Origin of the sequence: Allobosea sp. CCNWLY174 (assembly GCF_037120455.1) — a bacterium.
GTDB lineage: Bacteria > Pseudomonadota > Alphaproteobacteria > Rhizobiales > Beijerinckiaceae > Allobosea > Allobosea lupini.
Window position 1 is genome coordinate 57,903 of record NZ_JBBBBQ010000014.1, and the last position, 20,429, is coordinate 78,331.

A 20,429-nucleotide genomic window follows, 5' to 3' on the forward strand; every position below is an offset into this window, starting at 1 on the left:
CGGCCCGAGCCTTAAGCCCTCATGGCTTGTTGAAGTTCTTCAGGACGGAGTCGAAGAAGGAGAAGATCGCGTCGCCGGCGATGACGCCTGCGGCGAAGACCTCCATGTCGCCTTCGCCGTCGGCGCCGCGCAACTTCTCCCAGACCAGCCGGCAGAGGATGCCGGCCAGCACCGCCCAGCCCGCCATCGGGAAGTTGATCAGGAGGCCGGTGGCAAAGAGCACGCCGATCTGGCGCTTCGGCCCGCCTATGAGTTGCAGGATCGCGCCGGGGATCGCCCAGAGGAAGAGCTGCCAGGCGACGCCGGGCGCGACGCCGGCCTTGATCGTCGCGGCATAGACCTTGTCGACGGGGGCGACGAGGTTCCGGTCGAAGAAGGACTGGTAGGAGACCAGCACGACCGCGCCGGCGATGACGAAGGCGAACATCGCGGCGAAGAGCTGCTGGCGGCGGCCTTCGCGCTCGAAGGCGGGATCGACGCCATTGCCGCGCAGGAGATAGCCGGCCTTGAGGTCGTAGCCCATGTCGGCGAAGGCGGGGCCGGTCGCGGCCGAAAAGCCGACGAGCAGCGCCAGCGCCGGCATCGGGAAGCCGAGCAGCATGCCGATGATCAGGGTGATCAGCGCCACCGCAAAGGCCGGGAACCAGCCGGAATGCATGGCGGCGAGGCCGACGATCAATTCGTGCACATAGGCCGCGAAGGCGGCGTAGAGCACGAACAGGATCAGCATGCCGATCGACATGTCGGTCATGAGCCCACCGACCAGAGCAAGGAAGACGGCGATGACGAGATAGCCGATGGTGCCGAGCCCGAGCGCGCGCTTCACTTCGGCATCGGTGGTGCCGGAGGCGGCTTCGGCCTGCCTCTGCGCCTCATTGCGGCGGAAGAGCAGCAGCCCGACCTGGAGCAGTGCGACGAGGCCGGCGCCGATCATGAAGCCGTGCGGGATATAGGCGGCCATCAGGTCGCCCTTGGGGATGATCGTCTCGAAGAGCGGGCCGCCGAAGATCGGGCTGGAATAGCCACGCAGCAACAGACCGACGCCGAACATGGCCAGCGCCCAGATGTTGCCGATGAAGGCGACGCCGAAGGCCGACATCGGAATGCTCGACATTGCCGCCGAGCCGGCGAAGCCGATCCAGGCCAGCGGCACCTTGACGAAGCCGACGAGGATCGCCGTGACGAAGCCGACGCCCATCAGCACCGCCTTGCGCCCGCCCTCGTCGCCGGCCTTGATCGCCTCGGCGGCGGCGACGCCCGGCGGCCAGGCGCCGGTTGCCGGGAAGACGCGGGAATCGAACATCCGGTAGAGCAGGTAGCCGTCGAGCAGCATGGCGAAGAAGGCGCCGGCCAGCATCGGCAGGACGAGGTCCGGCCGGCCGAGCAGCCAGGGGATGCCGACCGGCAGGAGCAAGCTGTTCGCGGCGCCGAAGGTGGCCGAGGAGATCGCGCTCTGGGCCAGGTTCTGGACGTGGATCGAGCGATAGCGCGCGAAGATCGCGAGCGGCACGCGCGCCAGAGCCATGGCGGCGAGCGCGCCGATCAGCGAGGTGTTGGCTGTGATGCCGAGCGATACCAGCAGCTGCATCCCGATGATCGCGCCGAAGACGCAGAGGATCGCGATCAGCGCCAGCGTCGCCGGCTCGAACAGGCTGGGGTGCCGCTGAGGCACTCCGTCATTCTGCGTCGTCATGCCTTACGTCCCCTTATTGGCCCTCAGCGGGCGTCTTTCGCTTGATCGGTCAGGCAACAAGGATGCCGGTCTTCGCTTCGCCGACATCCTGGGAGGCATGGGCGGCATGCACGCCGTAATCGCGCCTGGCCGCTTCCGGTGAGACGAGGCCGAGCGCGATGTCGCGGGCGATCGCCTCGCGGGAGCGTTCCGAGGCCGGGCCGTAGCCGGCGCCGCCGGCGAGCACGAGCTCGACGATCTCGTGCGGCTGCCTGACCTGAACGAGCTCGCCGGTGCCGACGTCCTTCAGCACATGGCCCTGCTCGTCGATGATCCGGCCGGAGGCGCCGCCGCCGGCCTTGCCCTCGAACAGGCCCGGGATCGGGTTGTTGACCCCTTCCGGATAGAGCGAGACCAGGGTCGGCAGGCCGTCATCGGAGAGCTTGCGCAGGCGCACGAGCTGGCCGAGGCCGCCGCGCTGGCGGCCAGCGCCTCCGGAGTCGGTCAGATAGGTCTTCTCGACCACCAGCACCGGCACCCGCGATTCGAAGGTCTCGATCGAGGTGTTGGCCGCCGAGGTCGGGTAGAGCAGCCCGGACTTGCCGTCGCCATGGGCCGAGCCGCCCTGGCCGCCGCCGACGAAGAGCATGTCGGAATAGGTGTCGCCGGCCTGGTCGCGGCCATAGACGCTGGCTGCCACCGGCAGGCCGGTGAAGGCCTGCACCTGCTTGGGCGCCGCGTGCGACAGGGCGCGGAAAATGTTCGGCGCCAGGTACCAGCCGGTGCGGGTGCGCAGGTTGACCGCCAGCGGCTTGTCGCAGTTCAGGATCGAGCCCTTGGGCGCATCGATCGAGAAGGCGCGGTAGCAGCCGGCATTGCCGCGCACCGACGGCGTCAGCATGCACTTCAGCGGGTAGGTGGCGTGCGCCATCGTGTAGTTGAGCGTGCAGTTCAGCCCGCCCTGCGGCAGCTGTGGCGGCGCGCCGGCAAAGTCGAGATGTATGGTGTCGTCCTTCACCGTCAGCGCCAGCGGATAGGTCATCGGCGTGCCGAGCGGGTTGTTCGAGACGGTGCCGTGATAGGTGCCGTCAGGCAGCGCCCGGATCGCCTCGCGCATCGCCTTCTCGGAACGGCTCTGCACGACATGGGCGAGGGCGCGCAGGTCCTGCATGCCGTAGTCGGTGAGGAAGGACTGCAGCCGCTCGGCGCCGATAGCGTTGGCGGCGACGAAGGAGTGCAGGTCGCCGAGCACCTGCTCGGAATTGCGGACGTTCTCGGCGAGCAGGCGGACCAGCGTCTCGTTGATCCTGCCGGCCTCGTAGAGCTTCATCGGCGGGATCTGGAAGCCTTCCTCGTAGATCTCGCGGGCTCGCAGGCTGTCCTTGGTACCGCCGATGTCGGAGACATGGCCGACCGTGCCCATCAGGCCGACGACGCGGTTCCCCAGGAAGACCGGGGTGACGATGGCGATGTCGAAGAGATGGCCGGCGCAGAGCCAGGGATCGTTGGTGATTAGCACGTCGCCGGGCTTCAGCGTCTGCGCCGGGTAGCGCTCCAGCAGCGCCTTGACGGCGCGCGGCAGCGTCAGGTTGAAGACCGGCATGGCGCGTGGGCTGTGCGCCAGCGTCTCGCCTTCGGGGTCGAGCAGCTCGCAGGCGAAGTCCTGCGCCTCGGAGATCACCAGCGAGAAGGCGGTGCGGCAGACGGTCAGCCACATCTCCTCGACGACGTTGATCATGCGGCTCCACATGATCTCCAGCGAGATCGGATCGGCCTCGATGCGGCGCGCGGCCTCGGCGAGGGGCATGTCGGCGGTGATCGTGGTCTCGGCCGCATTGGCCTGGCCGACATGGATGATCAGGTTCAGGACCTCGTCGATCGTGACGCTGTCGCCGGGCGGCACGATCGTGGTCGCCTCGCGCTCCTCGATGATCGCCGGGCCCTTGATCGTGTCTCCGGAGCGCAGGGCGTAGCGGTCATAGACCTCCGCCTCGCTCCAGCCGCCCTCGAACCAGGCACGGCGGCTGCCCTTGACCTTGTTCGTGGCGTCGCCGCCGCCGGCAGCGCCGGAGAGCGAGAGCGTCGGCACCGGGCCGGCGCAGCGGACGCGGAAGTTGATCGCTTCCAGACGGGCGCCCTCATAGACCGAGGTGTAGCGGGCCGAGTAGGCCTTGCTGAAGGCGGTGCGGATCGCCTCCAGGCTCGACGCATCGATCGCGCCGGAGGGCAGCGGCACGGAAATGTCGTGCATCTGGCCGACGAGGCGCATATCGGCCGAGCGTTCGACCGTGACGTCGCCGGGCTTCACGCCGGCCTCGATCAGGTGCTTGCGGCCTTCTTCCTCCAGATCGGTCAGCACGCGGTTGACCGCGGCGGCGTCGAAGCCTTCGGAGAACTCGACCGGCAGCGAGCGCACCATGTCGAAGGAGAGCGGCGCGGCGAGGAAGCCGAGCGCCGAGGCCGCGCCGGAAGCCGGCGGGATGATGACCTGCCTGACGCCGAGCACGCGGGCGACATCGACGGCATGGGCGGGGCCGGCGCCGCCGAAACCGACCATGGCGTAATGGCGGGGGTCCTTGCCCTTCTCGACGAGATGGACGCGGGCGGCGGCGCCCATGCTCTCGACCACGACCTTGTGGATGCCCCAGGCGGCTTCCTCGATCGAGAGGCCGAGCGGCTCGGCGACGGTCGAGACGGCCTTGCGCGCTGCGTCGAGATCGAGCGCCATGCGCCCGCCGAGGAAGAAGCCGGGATCGTAGTAGCCGAGCACGAGATTGGCGTCGGTCACGGTCGGCTTCATGCCACCCATGCCATAGCAGGCCGGGCCGGGATCGGAGCCGGCCGAATGCGGGCCGACCTTGAGCAGGCCGACCTCGTCGATCGCCGCGATCGAGCCGCCGCCGGCACCGATCTCGATCATGTCGATCACCGGCGCCTTGATCGGCAGGCCAGAGCCCTTGGCGAAGCGGTTGACGCGGCCGGCTTCCAGCATCGGCGCGATCTCGGCGCGGCCGTCTTCGATCATGCAGGCCTTGGCGGTGGTGCCGCCCATGTCGAAGGAGATCACGTCTTTGTGGCCGGCGAGCTCGCCGAACAGGGCAGTGGCGAGGCCGCCGCCGGCCGGACCGCTCTCGAGCAGGCGGATCGGGAAGGTGCGGGCCGTCTCGGGCGAGACCAGGCCGCCGGCCGAATGCATCAGCCGGAGCGCGCCGGTGAAGGAGCGGGCGGCAAGCTCGCGCTCAAGTCGCTCGAGATAGCGCCGCATCAGCGGCTGGACATAGGCGTTCGCTGCGGTGGTGACGAAGCGCTGGTATTCCCAGATCTCGGCGACGACCTCGCTCGACAGGGAAACGGTCAGCTCCGGACAGGTCTCGCGGACGATGCGCCCCGCTTCCTGCTCATGGGCGGGGTTGCGGTAGCTGTTGAGGAAGCAGATCGCGATCGCCTCGCAGCCGGCGGCGGCGAGCTCGCGGGCGGCCTTGCGCACCGCTTCGGCGTCGAGCGCGGTCACGACCTTGCCGTCGCGGTCCATGCGCTCGGGCACTTCGAGGCGATGCTCGCGCGAGACCAGCGGATCGGGGAAGGTCAGGAAGAGATCGTAGATGTCGTAGCGCTGCTCGGTCCCCATTTCGAGGATGTCGCGGAAGCCCTTCGTGGTGATCAGGCCGAGCCTGGAGCCCTTGCGCTCGATCACGGCGTTGGTGACGAGCGTCGTGCCGTGGACGATGTCGCCGACATCGGCGAGCGTGATCCCGGCCATCTCGACGAGTTCCCCAAGGCCGATCAGCGCTGCCTCGGACGGATCGTGCGGAGTGGTCAGGCGCTTGTGCAGAAGGACCGAGCGCTTCTCACCGTCATAGAGGATGAAGTCGGTGAAGGTACCGCCGATGTCGAAGCCGATGCGCCAGCGATTGCTCATGGAGCGGTCTCCGAAGATGAGAGGTTCAAGGGGAAGAAGCGCTTGTCCTGGGTCAGGGCCGCGATCTCGGCGGCCCCTTCGGCCAGGGAACGGATGATGGAAAGGCGCTCACTCGGCTCGACCGTCGCAGCCGGGAAGGAGATGCAGAGCGCGACCTCGTCGCCGGTGGCGGGATCGCCGAGGCCGACCGAGATGGCGCGCACGCCGCGCACCGCCTCGTCATGGGACTCGGCAAAGCCGTTGCGGCGGGTCTCGGCCAGCCGCGCCAAAAGCTCGTCCATGTCGCGAGGCGCGGTCTCGGACGGCGCGACGAAGCCCTCAGGGTAGAGCGCGCGGACCTCGGCGTCGGGGAGCCTGGCGAGCAGAGCGCGGCCGGTGCTGGAGGCGAAGGCGGGGATGCGGTCGCCGATCGACGTGACGACCCTGAGCGCATGCCGGCCGGGATGGGCGGTGACGCCGATGATCTCGGTGCCGCGGCGCACGCTGATATAGCCGGTGTGGCCGATCTCATCGGAGACGCGTCCGACCACGGCGTCGGCGCGATCGATCAGCGAAGCGGCGAAGCGATAGAGCTGGCCGATCTGGGCGAGCAGCAGCGCCGGGCGATAGCGCTTGCTGTCGCCGACCGTCTCGAGAAGCCCCTCGTCGCGCATCGCCCTGAGCAGGCGCGAGGCGTTGCTCTTCGGCATGCCCAGGAGAGTCACGAGATCGGTCACGGTCACGTCGTGACGCGTGCTGGAGAAGCAACGAAGCACGTCTGCGGCTGCCGTCAGAATGGACATCCGGATCGCTTCCGAAGAAGTTCCATAAAATGGAACTTAAGTTTCAATAAAAGGAACATTACGCCGGCTTGACAGTGAGTCAAGACCGTTTGTGTCGGCGATGGATCTCAGGCGGTTCGAATCGTTCGCGCGGGGAGGCGAGATCGGTCCTGCGGGACCCTAGATGCGGGGCGTCTTTCGCGAGAGGCTGTGGTCCTGCGACCTGCTCTGCCCGCCGTATGAGACGCAATCCTCAGGCAAGCTCACCGCTTATAGACTGGATGCGAGGCTCCAAAAAATGGAGCCTCCTTCAAAAGGCGCAGGCCGCGACCCAGAACTGCGGCTCTCTTCTTCTCGATATTTCAAGGGCTTGGTGTGTGGCACGAGGGTTGCTGAGGCGGCGCGCGGACTGGCTGGAGCGCAGCAGGCATGAATTGGCAGGCAATCGTCGATTTCGACGGGACCATCTCACGCGAGGATACGACCGACCGTGTGCTGCAGCGTTTCGCGGAGCCGGGCTGGGAAGAGATCGAGGCGGACTGGGTCGCCGGCAAGATCGGCTCGCGCGAATGCATGCAGCGCCAGGTCGCGCTGCTGCATGCCTCGCCCGACGTGTTCGACACCTTCGTCTCCTCGCTGGCGATCGACTGGGGCTTCGCTGCCTTCGTGCGGCTGTGCCAGCGCGCCGGGATTCCGGTGACGGTGGTCTCTGACGGGCTCGACCGCACGATCCATGCGCTTTTGGGCCGTGCCGGCCTCAGCGGCCTGACCGTCGTCGCCAACCATATCGAGCAGTTGCCCGGCGATCGCTGGCGGCTGACCTCGCCGCATGCCGACCCCTCAGGCGGCTGCGCCAGCGGCACCTGCAAGTGCCGCGTCGCCAGCAGCCTTTCCCGGCCGCTGACCCTTTTGGTCGGCGATGGTCGCTCGGATTTCTGCGTCGCCGGCCAGGCCGACCTCGTCTTCGCCAAGAAGAGCCTGATCGCGCATTGCCGCGAGAACGGCATCGGCCACCGCCCGTTCAACACATTCTCGGAGGCCGTCGGCCTCCTCGAAACCCTGCTGTCGGAAACCACGAGCGAACCGGCGGCCCCTGCACGCAAGGACATGATCAATGGATGACGGCTTCACCCTGCTCGACCGCGCCGAGCAGGTCGATATTTCCTCCGCGCCGGCAGCGACGCTGGCCGATGAGGAAGCCCGCCTTCTCGCGCTTGAGGCGCAGTACTGCTCGCATGGCGACACCGTCCACTACACGCAGTTCCCGAAGATCTTCTCGGGCTGCGAGGGCTCGTTCATGCTCGATGCGGCGGGCAACCGCTTCCTCGACTTGCAGATGTGGTACTCGGCCGTCAATTTCGGCTACGCCAATCCGCGCCTGAACACTGCGCTGAAGCGCCAGATCGATACGCTGCCGCAGGTGGCGAGCCAATATCTGCACCGCGAGAAGATCGAGCTCGCGGCGATGATCGCGCAGGATGCGCAGCGCAAGTTCGACGCCAAGGGGCGCGTCCATTTCAATGTCGGCGGCGCCCAGGCGGTCGAGGATTCACTGAAGCTCGTGCGCAATGCCAAGAAGGGCAAGAGCCTGATGTTCGCCTTCGAGGGCGGCTATCACGGCCGCACGCTCGGCGCCTCGGCGATCACCTCGTCCTATCGCTATCGCCGCCGCTTCGGCCATTTCGGCGAGCGCGCGCATTTCATCCCGTTCCCCTACCATTTCCGCGGCCCAAAGGGGATGAGCAAGGAAGAGTACGGGCATAACTGCGTGCAGCAATTCGCCCGCCTGTTCGAGAGCGAATACAACGGCGTCTGGGATCCCAAGGTCGGCGAGGCCGAGTACGCGGCGTTCTATGTCGAGCCGTTGCAGGGCACGGGCGGCTACGTCATCCCGCCGCCGAACTTCTTCATCGAGCTCAAGAAGCTGCTCGACCAGCACGGCATCCTGCTGGTGGTCGACGAGATCCAGATGGGCTTCTACCGGACCGGCAAGCTCTGGTCGATCGAGCATTTCGGCGTGCAACCGGACGTGATCGTCTTCGGCAAGGCGGTGACCAACGGCCTGAACCCGCTCTCCGGCATCTGGGCCAAGGAAGAGCTGATCAACCCGACCGTGTTCCCGCCGGGCTCGACCCACTCCACCTTCAACGCCAACCCGCTCGGCACCGCCGTCGCGCTGGAAGCGATGAAGATGATGGAGGAAGAGGACTACGAGACCATGGTCATGGCCAAGGGCAAGTATTTCCTCGACGGGCTGCAGGGGCTGAAGCGCCGCCACAGAATCGTCGGCGAGGTCGACGGTCTCGGCATGGCGCTGCGGATCGAGATCTGCGAGCCGCATGACAGCTTCACCCCGTCGAAGCGGCTGGTCGATCTGATGTGCGACGAGGGCATGAAGGCCGACCTCGAGGTCGGCGGCAAGCGCTACGGCCTCGTGCTCGATATCGGCGGCTACTACAAGAACGTCATCACCCTCGCGCCGGCATTAACCATGAGCTACGCCGAGATCGACCTCGCGATCGAGCTGCTCGACCAGCTTTTCGCCCGCGTCGCCGGCGCCTGAGCAGCGGAGACGGGCCTTGCGCCTGCGCGTGATCGACCTCGACGGTAGCGTGGCGGCGCAGGAGCCGCTGCGCCGGCGCATCGATGCCGGCACGGCCGCGTGCATCGAGGCCGTCGACCTTGCCGGCGCCATGCGCATCGTCGCGAGCCGCCGGGCCAAGGCCGAGCTGCTACAACGCCTTGGCCAATGTGACGGCGAGGGAAAGAGCGTGCCCGTCTTCTTCTACGGCTCGGGTGATTTCCATCACGTCACCTCGGTGCTGCTGGGCCGTGTCGAGGAGCCGGTCACGGTCGTGCACTTCGACAACCATCCCGACTGGGTCAGCTTTCCCGCCACGGTGAATTGCGGCGCCTGGGTCAACCGTGCGCTGGAGCTGCCGCAAGTCCACAAGGTCGTGACGATCGGCCCGTGCAGCGACGATCTCGTGCGTCCCGAATGGCAGTTCGCAAACTTGCGGGCCGTGGCCGAGGGGCGGATCGCGCTCTATCCCTGGCGGCACGAGCCCTCGCGGGTGTGGGGACGCTATGGCAAGACCGCGAGCTATCGCCAGGAGAGCGGCCATCTGCATTGGCGCAACCTCGCCGACGAGGACTGGTCGGATTTCCTCGACGAGCTGATCACGGCGATCCCGACCTCGTCGGTCTGGCTGACGATCGACAAGGACGTGCTCGGGCCGGGCGACGCCTGCACCAACTGGGACCAGGGCGAATTGCCGCTGCGCCATCTGCTGGCGGCTGTGGAGCGGCTGGCAAGCGAGCGCCGGATCGTGGGTGCCGATGTCTGCGGCGACTGGTCGGAGCCGCGCTTCAGTGACCCCTTCCGTGCGACGCTCGCCTATTTCGACCATCCGCCGCGCTTCAGGCCGACGCCCGAGCAACTCTCCGTCAATGCCCGCATCAATGCGAGCCTGATCGACTGCTTCCAGCGGGTGCTGTCATGAACACGACGATCATCCTCTGGTTCGTGGCGTCGATCATCTGCGACGTCGCCGGCCAGATCTTCTTCAAGATCGGCGCCGACCGGCTGCCGCAGGGCGCCGATTTCCGGGCCACGGCGGCGGCAGTGGCGCGCTGCGGCTGGATCACCGCCGGGCTCGCGACCTATGTCGCCGAGTTCTTCATCTGGCTGCGCATCCTGGCGGAAGTGCCGCTCTCGATCGCCTTCCCGATCGCGAGCGCCAATTTCCTCGCCATCACCCTGGCCAGCGCCGTCTTCCTCGGTGAGCGCGTCGGCCGGCGGCAATGGCTCGGCTCCTTCCTGATCACTTGCGGCGTCATCATCGTCGCCAGAACTGCCTGACGGACATGTTCCGATGACCAAGCGCGATTTCAGTGTCCGCCTCGCCGGGGACCGCACCGGCTTCCTGCTCATCCACGGCCTCGGCGGCACCCCGGTCGAGCTGCGCTTCGTCGCCCGTGCGCTGCACCGGGCCGGCCATACCGTGCACTGCCCGCAGCTCGCCGGGCATTGCGCTGGGGAGGCGGAGATCCTCGCCACCGGTTGGCGCGACTGGACGCAGAGCGTCTTTGACGAGCTCGAGCGCATGCGCGAGATCTGCGATACGGTCATCGTCGGCGGCCTATCCATGGGCGCGGTGCTGGCGATGCATGTGGCCGCCCAGCGCCCGAAAGAGGTCGATGGGCTCGCGCTCTACGCACCGACCTTCTGGTATGATGGCTGGTCGATCCCGCGCTATGCCTTCCTGCTGAAATGGTTCATCAACACACCGTTCGGGCGGCGCTACAGCTTCGTCGAGCGCGAGCCCTATGGGCTGAAGGACACGCGCTCCCGCGCCCTCGTGGTCTCCTCGCTGACGAGCGGCGACAGCTCGACCGCCGGCCTGCTCGGCACGCCGTCCGGCGCGCTGAAGCAGATGTGGGACCTGATCGCGGTCACTCGCCGCGAGCTCCCGCAGGTCAAATGCCCGGCCCTGCTGGTCCATCCGCGCGAAGACGATATCGCCGACCTCAGGAACGCCTTCGAGATCCAGCGCAAGCTCGGCGGGCTGGTCGATGCGGTGATCCTCGACGACAGCTATCACCTCGTCACCATCGACCAGCAGCATGACATCGTGATCGAGCGCTCACTGGCGCTGGCTGCGCGGCTTGCCAAGGCCCACCGCCCGATGACGCCGCTGCGTGTCGTGGCAGCCGAATGAGCGCGCCCGAAGGCCATATCCTGGCCGGCATCGCGGATGTCTCCGCTGCCGCCTGGGACGGCTGCCTGCCCGGCGAGGCCGAATGCCATGCCTATTACACTGCCTGCGAAGCGGTCGCCGCGCAGGCCGGTGTCGGCCTGCGCATGGCGGCCGCCTGTGCGGGATCCGACGGCGAGATCGTCGCGGTGGTGCCGTTCTTCCGGCTGAGCTATCGGCTCGACACGCCGCTGCAGGGCAAGCTCAGGGGCTTCGGCGACGCCCTGTTCCGCCATGTGCCGGGACTGGTCACGCTGAAGGTGCTCTGCATCGGCTCGCCCTATGCCGAGCGCTGCCATCTCGGCTTCTCGCCGCAACTCGATGCGGCCGGGCGCGCCGCCGCCTTCCAGGAGCTCGCCGCCACGCTGGAGCGGCAGGCCGCCGAGGAGAAGGCGCATCTCGTGGTCTGGAAGGACCTGGCACCGGTCGAAGAAGAGGGCTTCGGCGGCGCCCTGAAGCAGGCCGGCTTCGCCCGGCTCGGCAGCCTGCCGATCGCGCTGCTCGACCTGCCCTTCAAGGATGAAGCCGCCTATCTCGCTTCGCTCTCCGCGGCGACGCGCAAGGACATCAGGCGCAAGCTCGCCAAAGCGGGAGAGGTGCGCATCGCCTTCCATACCGACATCACCGGGCTGGAGCCGACGATCGACGCGCTCTATGAGGCGACGCGAGCCCAGAGCGGGCTGGATTATGGCGATCTCGAAGTGCTGCCGCCCGGCTATTTCGGCGCGGTCTCGCGTGCGCTCGGCGAGCGGGCGGTGTTCGTGCTCTACTGGATCGGCGAGGAGCTCGCCGCCTTCAACCTGCTGCTGGTCGAGCCCGACCGGGTGATCGACAAGTTCCTGGGCATGCGCTACCCGCTGGCCCGCGAGCACAATCTCTATGCCGTGAGCTGGATGGCGAATGTCCGCTTCTGTCTGGAGCGCGGCATCGACAAGCTCCAGAGCGGCCAGACCGCCTATGCCGCGAAGCTGCGCTTCGGCAGCCGGCTGGTGCCCTCGACCCTGCATGTCCGGCACCGGCTCGCGCCGCTGCAATGGGCGCTGCGGTCCTTGAGCCCCTGGCTCGGCTTCGAGCGCTTCGACCCCGATCTCGCCGCAATCGCCCGAAAGAAGGCCGCATGAGCAGCATCTCGCCACCGGCAAGCAATGCATGGGGCCGTCAGCTGGCGATCTGGCTCGCCTTCATCGTGCTCGACACCGGTACCCAGCTCGCCTTCAAATGGGGCGCCGACGGGATCGGCGACATGGACTTCGGCCTCGCCATGATGGCGAAGGCGGTGTCGCTGCCGGGCGTCTGGCTGGCGACGCTCGGCTATATCGGCGTCTTCGTCGTCTGGATGGTCATCCTGCGCGACATGCCGCTCAGCCGCGCCTTCCCGATGACGGGATTGGTCTATGTCACAGTTCCGCTGTTCGCCTGGTTCACCTTCGACGAACATATCGACCTGGTTCGTGCAGGCGGAATCGCGCTGATCATCGCGGGCGTGTTCCTGCTCGGAGGGGACGAATGAAACGTGGAGCTGGCCTTGGACTCGGCCTGATCGTGCTGGTTGCGACTGCGTGGATGGCGGCGCTGCCGGCCCTGGCCGATCCGATGACCGACATCGTCGGGCGCTGGCGCGATTCCGACGGGGAATCCGAGATCGCGATCAGCCGCTGCGGCCCGGCACTGTGCGGCAAGATCGTCTGGCTGAAAGAGGAGCGCTTCGACATCTACAATCCCAATGAGGGGCTGCGGAAGCGCTCGCTGATGGGAATCCAGGTGCTCTCCGGCTTCAAGCCGGCTGCGAAAGGCGGCCTCGAGGGCGAGGGCTACAATCCCGCCGATGGTAAGACCTATCGCACGACGCTCGAACTGGCTTCCTCCGGGAGCCTCGTCATGCGCGGCTGCGTACTCGGCGGTCTGATCTGCGACGACGACACCTGGTCGCGGCAGCCATGACGGTGGCCGGCGGCCGGAGGTGAGGGAAACGAGATCCGGCATGTCGACGCGGATGGCATCGCTCAGGTTTAGGCTGGTGATCGGCTTCATGCTGGTCAGCGTGCCGGCGATGCTGGCCTCCGCCTTCATCGCCGCCAGGCTGATCTCCGATGCCTTCGAGGACAATGTCGAGCAATGGCTTGGCGATACCTCGCGCTTCTTCGCGCTCGAGATTGCCGAGGCGACGCTGGAGGCGCAGCGGGTCGCCGGCGTGATCGGTCACCGGCTCGAGCAATCGAGCAGCGACCAGAAGATGCAGAAGACCGTCGAGCGCGAGTTCGCGGTCCTGAACTCGGTCGGCTACGACCTGATCGCGATCTATCGTCCGGGCGGCGAAGTGCTGTTCAAGACGCGAGATTTCAGCAGCCTCACCCCGTTGCCGACGGAGACCAGCCTCGGCCTGTTCCGTATCGAGACCGATGGCAAGCGCTGGATCATGGCAGGCGCCGTCCAGGCCGTGCAGATCGGCGGCCAGCCGGCCAACCTACTGGTCGGGACCTGGCTCGACGAAAGCTCCTTCGGTGGCATCAAGGTGGTGACGGCGCTGGAGATCCGCTTCTTCGCCCTGTTCGACGGCAAGCCCGAACTGGTCATGCAGACGCATTCCGACCGCACGGCCGTGATACCTGCGGCCATACGGGCGAGATTGGAGGCCGGGGAGGACGAGATCTTCGATCCCGATGCCGATGGCGGCGCCTATCGCGCGGTCTATGCGGGACTGCGCGGCATCGATGGCCAGCTCGCGGCGATCAGCTTCATCGGCATGCGCAGCGAGGCGGGATTCTTCGAGCAGCTTGGCCGCGAGAGCCTGTTCCTCGGCATCTTCCTGCTCGGCAGCGCGATTTCGATCGTCGTCGGTATCCTGACCTCGGACCTGCTGGTGCGCCCCCTGCGCGCTTTGACCCTTGGCGTGCGCGCTATCGCGGCCGGGGATTTCGGCCAGCGCGTCTCGGCGGGCGGCGGGCGCGAGATCGTCGAGCTCGCCACCGGCTTCAACGGCATGGCCGAGCAGCTCGGCAAGCTGCAGGAGCTCGAGGCCGAGCTCAGGCGAAAGGACCGGCTCTCGGCGCTCGGGCAGGCGGCAATGGTGATCGCCCATGAGGTGCGCAACCCGCTCGGGATCATCAAGACCTCGACGGAGGTCGTCCGCAACCGCGCCAAGCTCGGCAATGCCGAAGAGAAGATGCTGGGCTACGTCATCGACGAGGTGCGCCGCATCGAGACGCTGGTCCGCGACTTCCTCGATTTCGCGCAGCCCAAGCCGCCGGTGAAGATCGAGATCCCCTTGCGTGCAGTGATCGATCGCGTCGCGGACATCGCGGCGCCCGAGTTCTCTCGCCGGAAGATTAAGCTGACCGTCGAGGATACGAGCGGCGGGGCGACCGTCCTCGGCGATCCCGATCAACTCTACCAGGCCTGTCTCAACCTCGTCCTCAACGCGATCGACGCGATGCCCGAGGGCGGCACGATCCAGGCCAGCCTGCGCGCCACCGGGGAGGGGGTCTCGCTGACGATCAGCGACGAGGGCGCCGGCGTGCCGGATGCGATCCGGCCGGAGATCTTCAACCCGTTCTTCACCACCAAGGCCAAGGGCTCAGGGCTCGGGCTCGCAAAGGTGCAGACCGTGGCGGAGGCCCATGGCGGCAGCGCCACCTGCGTCTGCGAACCGGGGCGGGGCGCAGCCTTCACCATCACCCTGCCGCAGGCGAAACCGGGAGCACCGGCATGAGCCATTCCATCCTGGTGGTCGACGACGAGGCAAGGCTCGCCGACGTGCTGGCGGCAGCGCTGGAGGATCTCGGCTTCCGCGCCACGGCCGTCCACAGCGCGCGTGCTGCACTTGGCGAGCTCGAACAGGCGCGCTTCGACCTGGTGCTGACCGATCTCAGGCTGCCGGTGATGGACGGACGCGAGCTGTTGCGGGAGGTTCGCAGCCGCTGGCCCGAGGTGCCGGTCATCATCATCACTGCCTTTGCAGCGGTGCGCGACGCGGTCGACCTCGTCAAGGAAGGTGCGTTCGACTACATCGCCAAGCCCTTCGAGATCGATGACGTCTCGGCCACGATCAGGCGGGCACTGCGCCTCGCCGATGTGGTGCGCGACAATGAAAGGCTGCGCAGCGAGCTCGAAGGTCGCTACAGCTTCGACACCCTGGTCGGCAACAGCGCCTCGTTCCGCCGCGTGATCGAGCAGGTCACCGAGGTCTGCGAGACGAAGGCAACCGTGCTGCTGAACGGCGAGAGCGGCACCGGCAAGGAGCTGGTCGCCAAGGCGATCCACTTCAACAGCCCGCGACGCGACAAGCCCTTCGTCGCGGTCAATTGCGCGGCGATCCCCGAACCCCTGCTGGAGAGCGAGCTCTTCGGCCATGTGAAGGGTGCCTTCACCGGGGCGCTCGCCAACCGTACCGGGCGCTTCGCCGCGGCCGATGGCGGCACGCTCTTCCTCGACGAGATCGGCGATATGCCGCTCCCGATCCAGGCCAAGCTGCTGCGGGTGATCCAGGAGCGCAGCTTCGAGCCGGTCGGCGCGACCCGGACCCAGACGGTCGATGTCAGGCTGGTCGCGGCGACGCACAAGGATATGCGCCAGGCCGTCGACAAGGGCAGCTTCCGCGAGGACCTGTTCTACCGGCTCAACGTCTTCCCGATCGTGCTGCCGCCGCTGCGGGACCGCGCCGACGACGTCCCGCTGCTGGCCACGCATTTCCTGGCCGAGCTGGCTGAAGGGATGGGCAAGCGAGCGAGCGGCTTCTCGCCGGCCGCGCTGGCTGCCATGACCGCCTATGACTGGCCGGGAAACATCCGCGAGCTGCACAACTGCATCGAAAGGGCGGTGATCGTAGCCAAGGCGCCGACGATCGATGCTGGCGACCTGCCGCAGGATCTGTTCAACGCCACGCGCCGGGGCGATCGCGACAGCTTGCCGCGCGATCTCGACGCCGAACTCGAGCGGATCGAGCGCGATTTCATCCTCGAGGCGCTCAGGCGCAGCGACGGCGTGCAGGTCAGGGCTGCGAAATTGCTAGGCATAGCGGAAAGAAGCCTTTGGCACCGCATTAAGAAACTCGGTATTAGGCTGGGCCGCGCGATCGCGGACTGACGACCCATGGGACGACCCTCTCCATGCTTGCTCTCGTACGTCACGAACGTCCAGCCCGCGGCCGGCGCCGGCACGTCGCCGTCCTGGCCGGGATCGCCGCGCTGCTCGTCCTCTCCAACGGGGTGGTGCGCGCGAACGACGATGACGACGACGACGATGACGACACCAAGAAGATACTGACCGATCCGACTCCGGCCAAGGGCTGGATCGTGACGCTGGGCGGCTCGTTCCAGGTCGGCCCGAAATATGACGGAGCAAACTCCGCCGGGCCGTCTTTCATGCCGTCCCTGTCCTGGCGCCGCGCCGGGGAGCCGGCCGGGTTCAGCGCCCCCGACGACAGCCTGGACTACGCCATCTACGACACCGATCGCTTCGATGTCGGCGTGGTCGGCGCCTATCGCTCCGGTCGTTACTCAGGCTCTAATATCCGGCTGCTCGGCATGCGCGACGTGCCCTGGGCGATCGAGGCCGGCGTCTTCGCCGAGTACTGGGTCATCCCCGAGCGGTTGCGCACCCGTGTCGAAGTCCGCCAGGGCTTCAACGGGCATCATGGCGTGGTCGCCGACTTCTCGGCCGACTGGGTCGAGCGCTTCGGCGCCTTCACCTTCGCCGTCGGTCCACGTGCCTCGCTCGGCAGCGCTTCCTATATGCGCCGGAATTTCGGCGTGCTGCCGGGAGAGGCTGCGCTCAACGGCACGATTTCCGCCTACAAGCCCGGTGCCGGCGCCAAATCGGTCGGTCTCGCCTCGTCGCTGGAATATGCGTGGTCGCCGAGCTTCTCGACCACGCTGTTCGCCCGCTACGACCGGCTGGTCGGGGACGCCGGCAACTCGCCGCTGGTCGACAAGCTGGGGCAGCGCAACCAGTTCTCGGTCGGCATCGGCGCGAGCTATTCCTTCAACATCGGCGGTTGAGTAGACACTCAGGGCACCAGGATCACGCCCGAGCTGGCGAAGGAGAGCCAGACTGGCGTGCCCGGCAGCAGCATGTCGTCGACATCGTGGCTGATGACGAAGAGTTCCCCGACCGCGGTCTCGATCATCAGGTCGAGATGGTTGCCGAGATAAGCGCATTTGCGGACGCTGCCCGGCAGTGTGCCCTGGCTTTCATGGCGCGAAACCAGCAGGCTCTGCGGCCGGATGGCTGCCTTCGCGGGGCCCGGCTGCAGGCCGCGCGCCGCCAATGAGACGTTCGCCGGCCCGATCGCGACGGCAGCCCGCCCGTCGGCGACTGATTTCACGGTGACGTCGACCATGTTGGCGTCGCCGATGAAGTCGGCCACGAAGGCGTCGGCGGGTTCCTCATAGAGCTGGCGCGGCGTGCCTTCCTGGGCGATGCGGGAATTCGACATCACGATGATGCGGTCGGAGACGGCGAGCGCCTCCTCCTGATCGTGTGTGACATAGGCGACGGTGAGGTTGAGCGTCTGCTGCAGTTCGCGAATCTCCTCGCGCACGCGCCGGCGCAATTTGGCATCGAGATTTGAGAGCGGCTCATCGAAGAGCAGGACCTGCGGCTCCAGCACGAGGGCGCGGGCCACGGCGACGCGCTGCTGCTGACCGCCTGAGAGCTCCGAGGGAAAACGCTTCTCGAAGCCCTTGAGGCCGACCAGCGCCAGCTTCTCCAGCGCCATCTCCTGCGCCTTGGCCTTGGGCAGGCCCTTCACGGTCGGGCCGTAGGCGGCATTCTCGAGCACGTTCATATGCGGGAAGAGCGCATAGGACTGGAAGACCATGCTGACGTCGCGATCGGCGGCGGAGAGCCGGGTGACGTCCTTGTCGCCGATCAGGATCTGGCCCTCGCTGGCGATCTCCAGCCCGGCGATCATGCGCAGCGTCGTGGTCTTGCCGCAGCCGGAGGGACCGAGCAGCGTGACGAGCTTGCCGGCCTCGATCGAGAAGCTGACATTGTCGACCGCCGTCACCGCGCCGTAGCGCATGCTGACATTGCGGAACGCGACTGAGGCGGGGCCGGCCTTGGGCATGGCTGCAACGTATCCTTACTTGATCGGCTCGGCCGCGGAGGAGGCGAGGGCGGGCGGGGTGCTGCGCCGGCCGAGCTTGCGCTCGCCGACGCCGAGCTGGATCAGGCTGATGCCGAGCGCCATCACCACGATCAGCACCGAGGAATAGGCGATGGCGAGACCGAACTCGCCGGCTTCGACGCGGCCGACGATATAGGCGGTGGCGAGATTGTACTCGGCCGAGACCAGGAAGATCACGGCGCTCACCGTCGTCATGCTGCGCACGAAGCTGTAGATCAGCGCGGCGACGAGGGCCGGGCGCAGCAGCGGCAGCACCACCCGCCAGAGCGTGGTGAAGCTGCGGGCCGACAGCGTCGCCGAAGCCTCGTCCAGGCTCTTGTCGATCTGCGACAGCCCGGCGATGCCGGAGCGCACGCCGACCGGCATGTTGCGGAAGACGAAGGCGATGACCAGGATCAACCCGGTGCCCGTGATCTCGACCGGCGGCACGTTGAAGGCGAGGATATAGGCGACGCCGAGCACGGTGCCGGGAATGGCGAAGCTCAGCATGGTCGCAAATTCGAGCGCGCCACGTCCGGCGAAGCGCTGGCGCGTCAGGAGATAGGCGGTGAGCAGGCCGATGATCGCGGTCAGCGGCGCCGAGATCGCCGCGAGCTTCAGCGTGGTGAAGAAGGACGGCCAGGCCGAGCCGTCGAAATAGAGCCCGCGGCTGAAGTCGATCGAGAAGCCGGTGATGTAGTGCTGCAGCGTCGGGGTGTGGTCGCGCCCCATCGTCTTGACGAAGCCGCCCATCAGGATGACGACGTAGATGACAGCGGTCAGCGCCACCCAGGGCCCGATCACGAGGGCCGAAATCCAGGTGATCCGGCGCGGCAATGGCGTCGGCAGGCCGGAATCGCCCTTGCCGGTGACGGTGGTGTAGGATTTTCCGCCGAGCCAGTATTGCTGCGCCCAGAAGGCGGCGAGCGTGAAGCCGAGCAGGACGATGGCGAGCACCGCCGCCTGGCCCTGGTTATGTGCGGCGCCGACCACGGCGAAGAAGATCTTGGTCGAGAGCACCTCGAAATTGCCGCCGAGGACCAGCGGATTGCCGAAATCGGCCATGCTCTCGACGAAGCCGAGCAGGAAGGCGTTGGCGAGGCCCGGTCGCAGCAGGGGCCAGGTCACGGTGCGGAAGGTGGTCCAGCGCTTGGCGCCGAGCGTCTGCGAGGCCTCTTCCAGGCTCGGCGCGATGCCCTGCACGACGCCGATAAGCACCAGGAAGGCGATCGGTGCGAAGGCGAGGACCTGGGCGAGCAGCACGCCGGGCAGGCCGTAGATCCAGCGCGAGCGCGGAATGCCGAACCAGTCGAACAGGAATGTCGAGAACAGGCCGGAGCGGCCGAAGAGCAGGATCAGCGCCAGGCCGATGACGAAGGGCGGCGTGATGATCGGCAGCACGGTGAGCAGGCGCATCGCCCGCTTGCCGGGCATGCCGGTGCGCAGGATCAGAAGGGCGCAGGCGAGCCCGAGCAAGGTGGTGATCAGCCCGGTCAGCACCGCCAGGATCAGCGTGTTCCAGGCGACGCCGCAATTGGTGTTGGCGGACAGGCAACCCAGCCCCCAGATCGTCGAAGAGAACAGGCGCTCGATGAACTCGCCGAGGACGATGGCGCCGCTGGAATCGACCAAAGCGCTGCGCAGGATCACTGCGACCGGCAGGAAGATGAAGGTGACGATCAGCATGATGACGATGCCGATCGAGGACGTGGTGAAGAGGTCGCCACGGCACAGGCCGCGATAGGCAAGGCCGTGGCAGAGCAGCAGGAGCAGCGAGACAAGGGTGACGAGCGCGCCGAAGCCCATGCCGGGTTGCGATGCGCCAGCCCCGCCGAGCAGGGCGGCCAGCGCCGGCATGCCCTGGTCCTTGAGCGTGACGGCGAAGCCCTGGGCGAAGAAGACTGCGAGGCCGGCAAAGCCGATCCAGGCCAGGAGCTTGCCGGTGCCGGCATTTTCCTGCCGGAGGCTGAGCAGGCTCGCGAGGAGAAGGGCGATGCCGACGGGCAGGAGCCAGGGCGCAGCCCCCGAGAGCACGAGCGCCAGCGCCGCGCCGGACTTGCCGAACGGATAGCCGGACAGGCTCATCCCCTCGGGCAGATACCAAGGGATGAGCGCATAGCCGAGCCAGCCGGCCAGCAGCGCGAGCCTCGTCGCGGGACGCATCGTCTCTCGCCTCTCGTCTCAGATGTCAGCGGTCAGCGTGCGCTCACTTGCG

General features: G+C 67.2%; 16 protein-coding genes. 11 read left to right on the forward strand and 5 right to left on the reverse strand.

Annotation, left to right across the window (positions count from 1 at the left end; genetic code table 11):
• Positions 1-19 precede the first annotated feature (19 nt).
• The 3 genes from V7S63_RS27050 to V7S63_RS27060 are packed head-to-tail and all read right to left on the reverse strand — an operon-like array spanning position 20 to position 6,373.
• A complete protein-coding gene (locus tag V7S63_RS27050) occupies positions 20-1,693 on the reverse strand; it encodes an OPT/YSL family transporter (protein WP_336532594.1) in 1,674 nt (557 codons plus the stop codon).
• A gap of 49 nt (positions 1,694-1,742) precedes the next feature.
• On the reverse strand, positions 1,743-5,591 hold the full coding sequence (locus V7S63_RS27055; protein ID WP_336532595.1) for a hydantoinase B/oxoprolinase family protein: 3,849 nt from the start codon (positions 5,589-5,591) through the stop codon (positions 1,743-1,745).
• Entirely contained in the window at positions 5,588-6,373 is a 786-nt protein-coding gene (locus V7S63_RS27060) for an IclR family transcriptional regulator (protein WP_091836648.1), read from the reverse strand. The genes V7S63_RS27055 and V7S63_RS27060 overlap by 4 nt, the downstream gene beginning before the upstream one ends.
• A gap of 408 nt (positions 6,374-6,781) precedes the next feature.
• On the opposite strand from V7S63_RS27060, the gene V7S63_RS27065 reads away from it, so the two are divergent.
• Genes V7S63_RS27065 through V7S63_RS27115 form a run of 11 tightly spaced genes read left to right on the forward strand, consistent with a single transcriptional unit; the run spans position 6,782 to position 17,105 of the window.
• Positions 6,782-7,474 (forward strand): MtnX-like HAD-IB family phosphatase, encoded by a 693-nt coding sequence (locus tag V7S63_RS27065; protein ID WP_100963683.1) that lies wholly within the window; start codon positions 6,782-6,784, stop codon positions 7,472-7,474.
• Complete coding sequence (locus V7S63_RS27070; protein ID WP_336532596.1) at positions 7,467-8,915, forward strand: aspartate aminotransferase family protein; 1,449 nt, start codon at positions 7,467-7,469, stop codon at positions 8,913-8,915. The genes V7S63_RS27065 and V7S63_RS27070 overlap by 8 nt, the downstream gene beginning before the upstream one ends.
• A 16-nt stretch (positions 8,916-8,931) precedes the next feature.
• Positions 8,932-9,855 (forward strand): arginase family protein, encoded by a 924-nt coding sequence (locus V7S63_RS27075; RefSeq protein WP_336532597.1) that lies wholly within the window; start codon positions 8,932-8,934, stop codon positions 9,853-9,855.
• Complete coding sequence (locus V7S63_RS27080; RefSeq protein ID WP_100963677.1) at positions 9,852-10,214, forward strand: EamA family transporter; 363 nt, start codon at positions 9,852-9,854, stop codon at positions 10,212-10,214. The genes V7S63_RS27075 and V7S63_RS27080 overlap by 4 nt, the downstream gene beginning before the upstream one ends.
• 13 nt (positions 10,215-10,227) lie before the next feature.
• The gene (locus V7S63_RS27085) at positions 10,228-11,073 is read left to right on the forward strand and encodes an alpha/beta hydrolase (protein ID WP_336532598.1); all 846 of its coding nucleotides are present in this window, start codon (positions 10,228-10,230) and stop codon (positions 11,071-11,073) included.
• Positions 11,070-12,230, forward strand: a complete 1,161-nt coding sequence (locus tag V7S63_RS27090; RefSeq protein ID WP_336532599.1) for a GNAT family N-acetyltransferase — start codon at positions 11,070-11,072, stop codon at positions 12,228-12,230. The genes V7S63_RS27085 and V7S63_RS27090 overlap by 4 nt, the downstream gene beginning before the upstream one ends.
• Entirely contained in the window at positions 12,227-12,619 is a 393-nt protein-coding gene (locus V7S63_RS27095; protein ID WP_336532600.1) for a DMT family transporter, read from the forward strand. Before V7S63_RS27090 ends, V7S63_RS27095 begins: the two co-directional genes overlap by 4 nt.
• A complete protein-coding gene (locus tag V7S63_RS27100) occupies positions 12,616-13,050 on the forward strand; it encodes a DUF2147 domain-containing protein (protein WP_100963669.1) in 435 nt (144 codons plus the stop codon). Before V7S63_RS27095 ends, V7S63_RS27100 begins: the two co-directional genes overlap by 4 nt.
• Before the next feature lie 40 nt (positions 13,051-13,090).
• Positions 13,091-14,818 carry a sensor histidine kinase gene (locus tag V7S63_RS27105; RefSeq protein WP_336532601.1) on the forward strand — a complete coding sequence of 576 codons (1,728 nt, stop codon included), beginning with the start codon at positions 13,091-13,093 and terminating at the stop codon, positions 14,816-14,818.
• On the forward strand, positions 14,815-16,191 hold the full coding sequence (locus tag V7S63_RS27110; RefSeq protein ID WP_336532602.1) for a sigma-54-dependent transcriptional regulator: 1,377 nt from the start codon (positions 14,815-14,817) through the stop codon (positions 16,189-16,191). The genes V7S63_RS27105 and V7S63_RS27110 overlap by 4 nt, the downstream gene beginning before the upstream one ends.
• Positions 16,192-16,214: 23 nt before the next feature.
• Positions 16,215-17,105, forward strand: a complete 891-nt coding sequence (locus V7S63_RS27115) for a MipA/OmpV family protein (RefSeq protein WP_336532603.1) — start codon at positions 16,215-16,217, stop codon at positions 17,103-17,105.
• An 8-nt stretch (positions 17,106-17,113) separates the two neighbouring features.
• Here the strand turns inward: V7S63_RS27115 and V7S63_RS27120 are convergent, their stop codons facing one another.
• Together V7S63_RS27120 and V7S63_RS27125 are read right to left on the reverse strand one after the other, a co-directional pair.
• Positions 17,114-18,175, reverse strand: a complete 1,062-nt coding sequence (locus V7S63_RS27120; RefSeq protein ID WP_091836620.1) for an ABC transporter ATP-binding protein — start codon at positions 18,173-18,175, stop codon at positions 17,114-17,116.
• Positions 18,176-18,190: 15 nt separating this feature from the next.
• Positions 18,191-20,377, reverse strand: a complete 2,187-nt coding sequence (locus tag V7S63_RS27125; protein ID WP_336532604.1) for an ABC transporter permease — start codon at positions 20,375-20,377, stop codon at positions 18,191-18,193.
• Between the last annotated feature and the right edge of the window lie 52 nt (positions 20,378-20,429).

Coding starts and splice junctions, on each gene's coding strand:
- V7S63_RS27050 (WP_336532594.1), bottom strand. CDS start 1,693: ATGACGACGCAGAATGACGGAGTGCCTCAGCGGCACCCCAGCCTGTTC.
- V7S63_RS27055 (WP_336532595.1), bottom strand. CDS start 5,591: ATGAGCAATCGCTGGCGCATCGGCTTCGACATCGGCGGTACCTTCACC.
- V7S63_RS27060 (WP_091836648.1), bottom strand. CDS start 6,373: ATGTCCATTCTGACGGCAGCCGCAGACGTGCTTCGTTGCTTCTCCAGC.
- V7S63_RS27065 (WP_100963683.1), top strand. CDS start 6,782: ATGAATTGGCAGGCAATCGTCGATTTCGACGGGACCATCTCACGCGAG.
- V7S63_RS27070 (WP_336532596.1), top strand. CDS start 7,467: ATGGATGACGGCTTCACCCTGCTCGACCGCGCCGAGCAGGTCGATATT.
- V7S63_RS27080 (WP_100963677.1), top strand. CDS start 9,852: ATGAACACGACGATCATCCTCTGGTTCGTGGCGTCGATCATCTGCGAC.
- V7S63_RS27085 (WP_336532598.1), top strand. CDS start 10,228: ATGACCAAGCGCGATTTCAGTGTCCGCCTCGCCGGGGACCGCACCGGC.
- V7S63_RS27090 (WP_336532599.1), top strand. CDS start 11,070: ATGAGCGCGCCCGAAGGCCATATCCTGGCCGGCATCGCGGATGTCTCC.
- V7S63_RS27095 (WP_336532600.1), top strand. CDS start 12,227: ATGAGCAGCATCTCGCCACCGGCAAGCAATGCATGGGGCCGTCAGCTG.
- V7S63_RS27100 (WP_100963669.1), top strand. CDS start 12,616: ATGAAACGTGGAGCTGGCCTTGGACTCGGCCTGATCGTGCTGGTTGCG.
- V7S63_RS27105 (WP_336532601.1), top strand. CDS start 13,091: ATGTCGACGCGGATGGCATCGCTCAGGTTTAGGCTGGTGATCGGCTTC.
- V7S63_RS27110 (WP_336532602.1), top strand. CDS start 14,815: ATGAGCCATTCCATCCTGGTGGTCGACGACGAGGCAAGGCTCGCCGAC.
- V7S63_RS27115 (WP_336532603.1), top strand. CDS start 16,215: ATGCTTGCTCTCGTACGTCACGAACGTCCAGCCCGCGGCCGGCGCCGG.
- V7S63_RS27120 (WP_091836620.1), bottom strand. CDS start 18,175: ATGCCCAAGGCCGGCCCCGCCTCAGTCGCGTTCCGCAATGTCAGCATG.
- V7S63_RS27125 (WP_336532604.1), bottom strand. CDS start 20,377: ATGCGTCCCGCGACGAGGCTCGCGCTGCTGGCCGGCTGGCTCGGCTAT.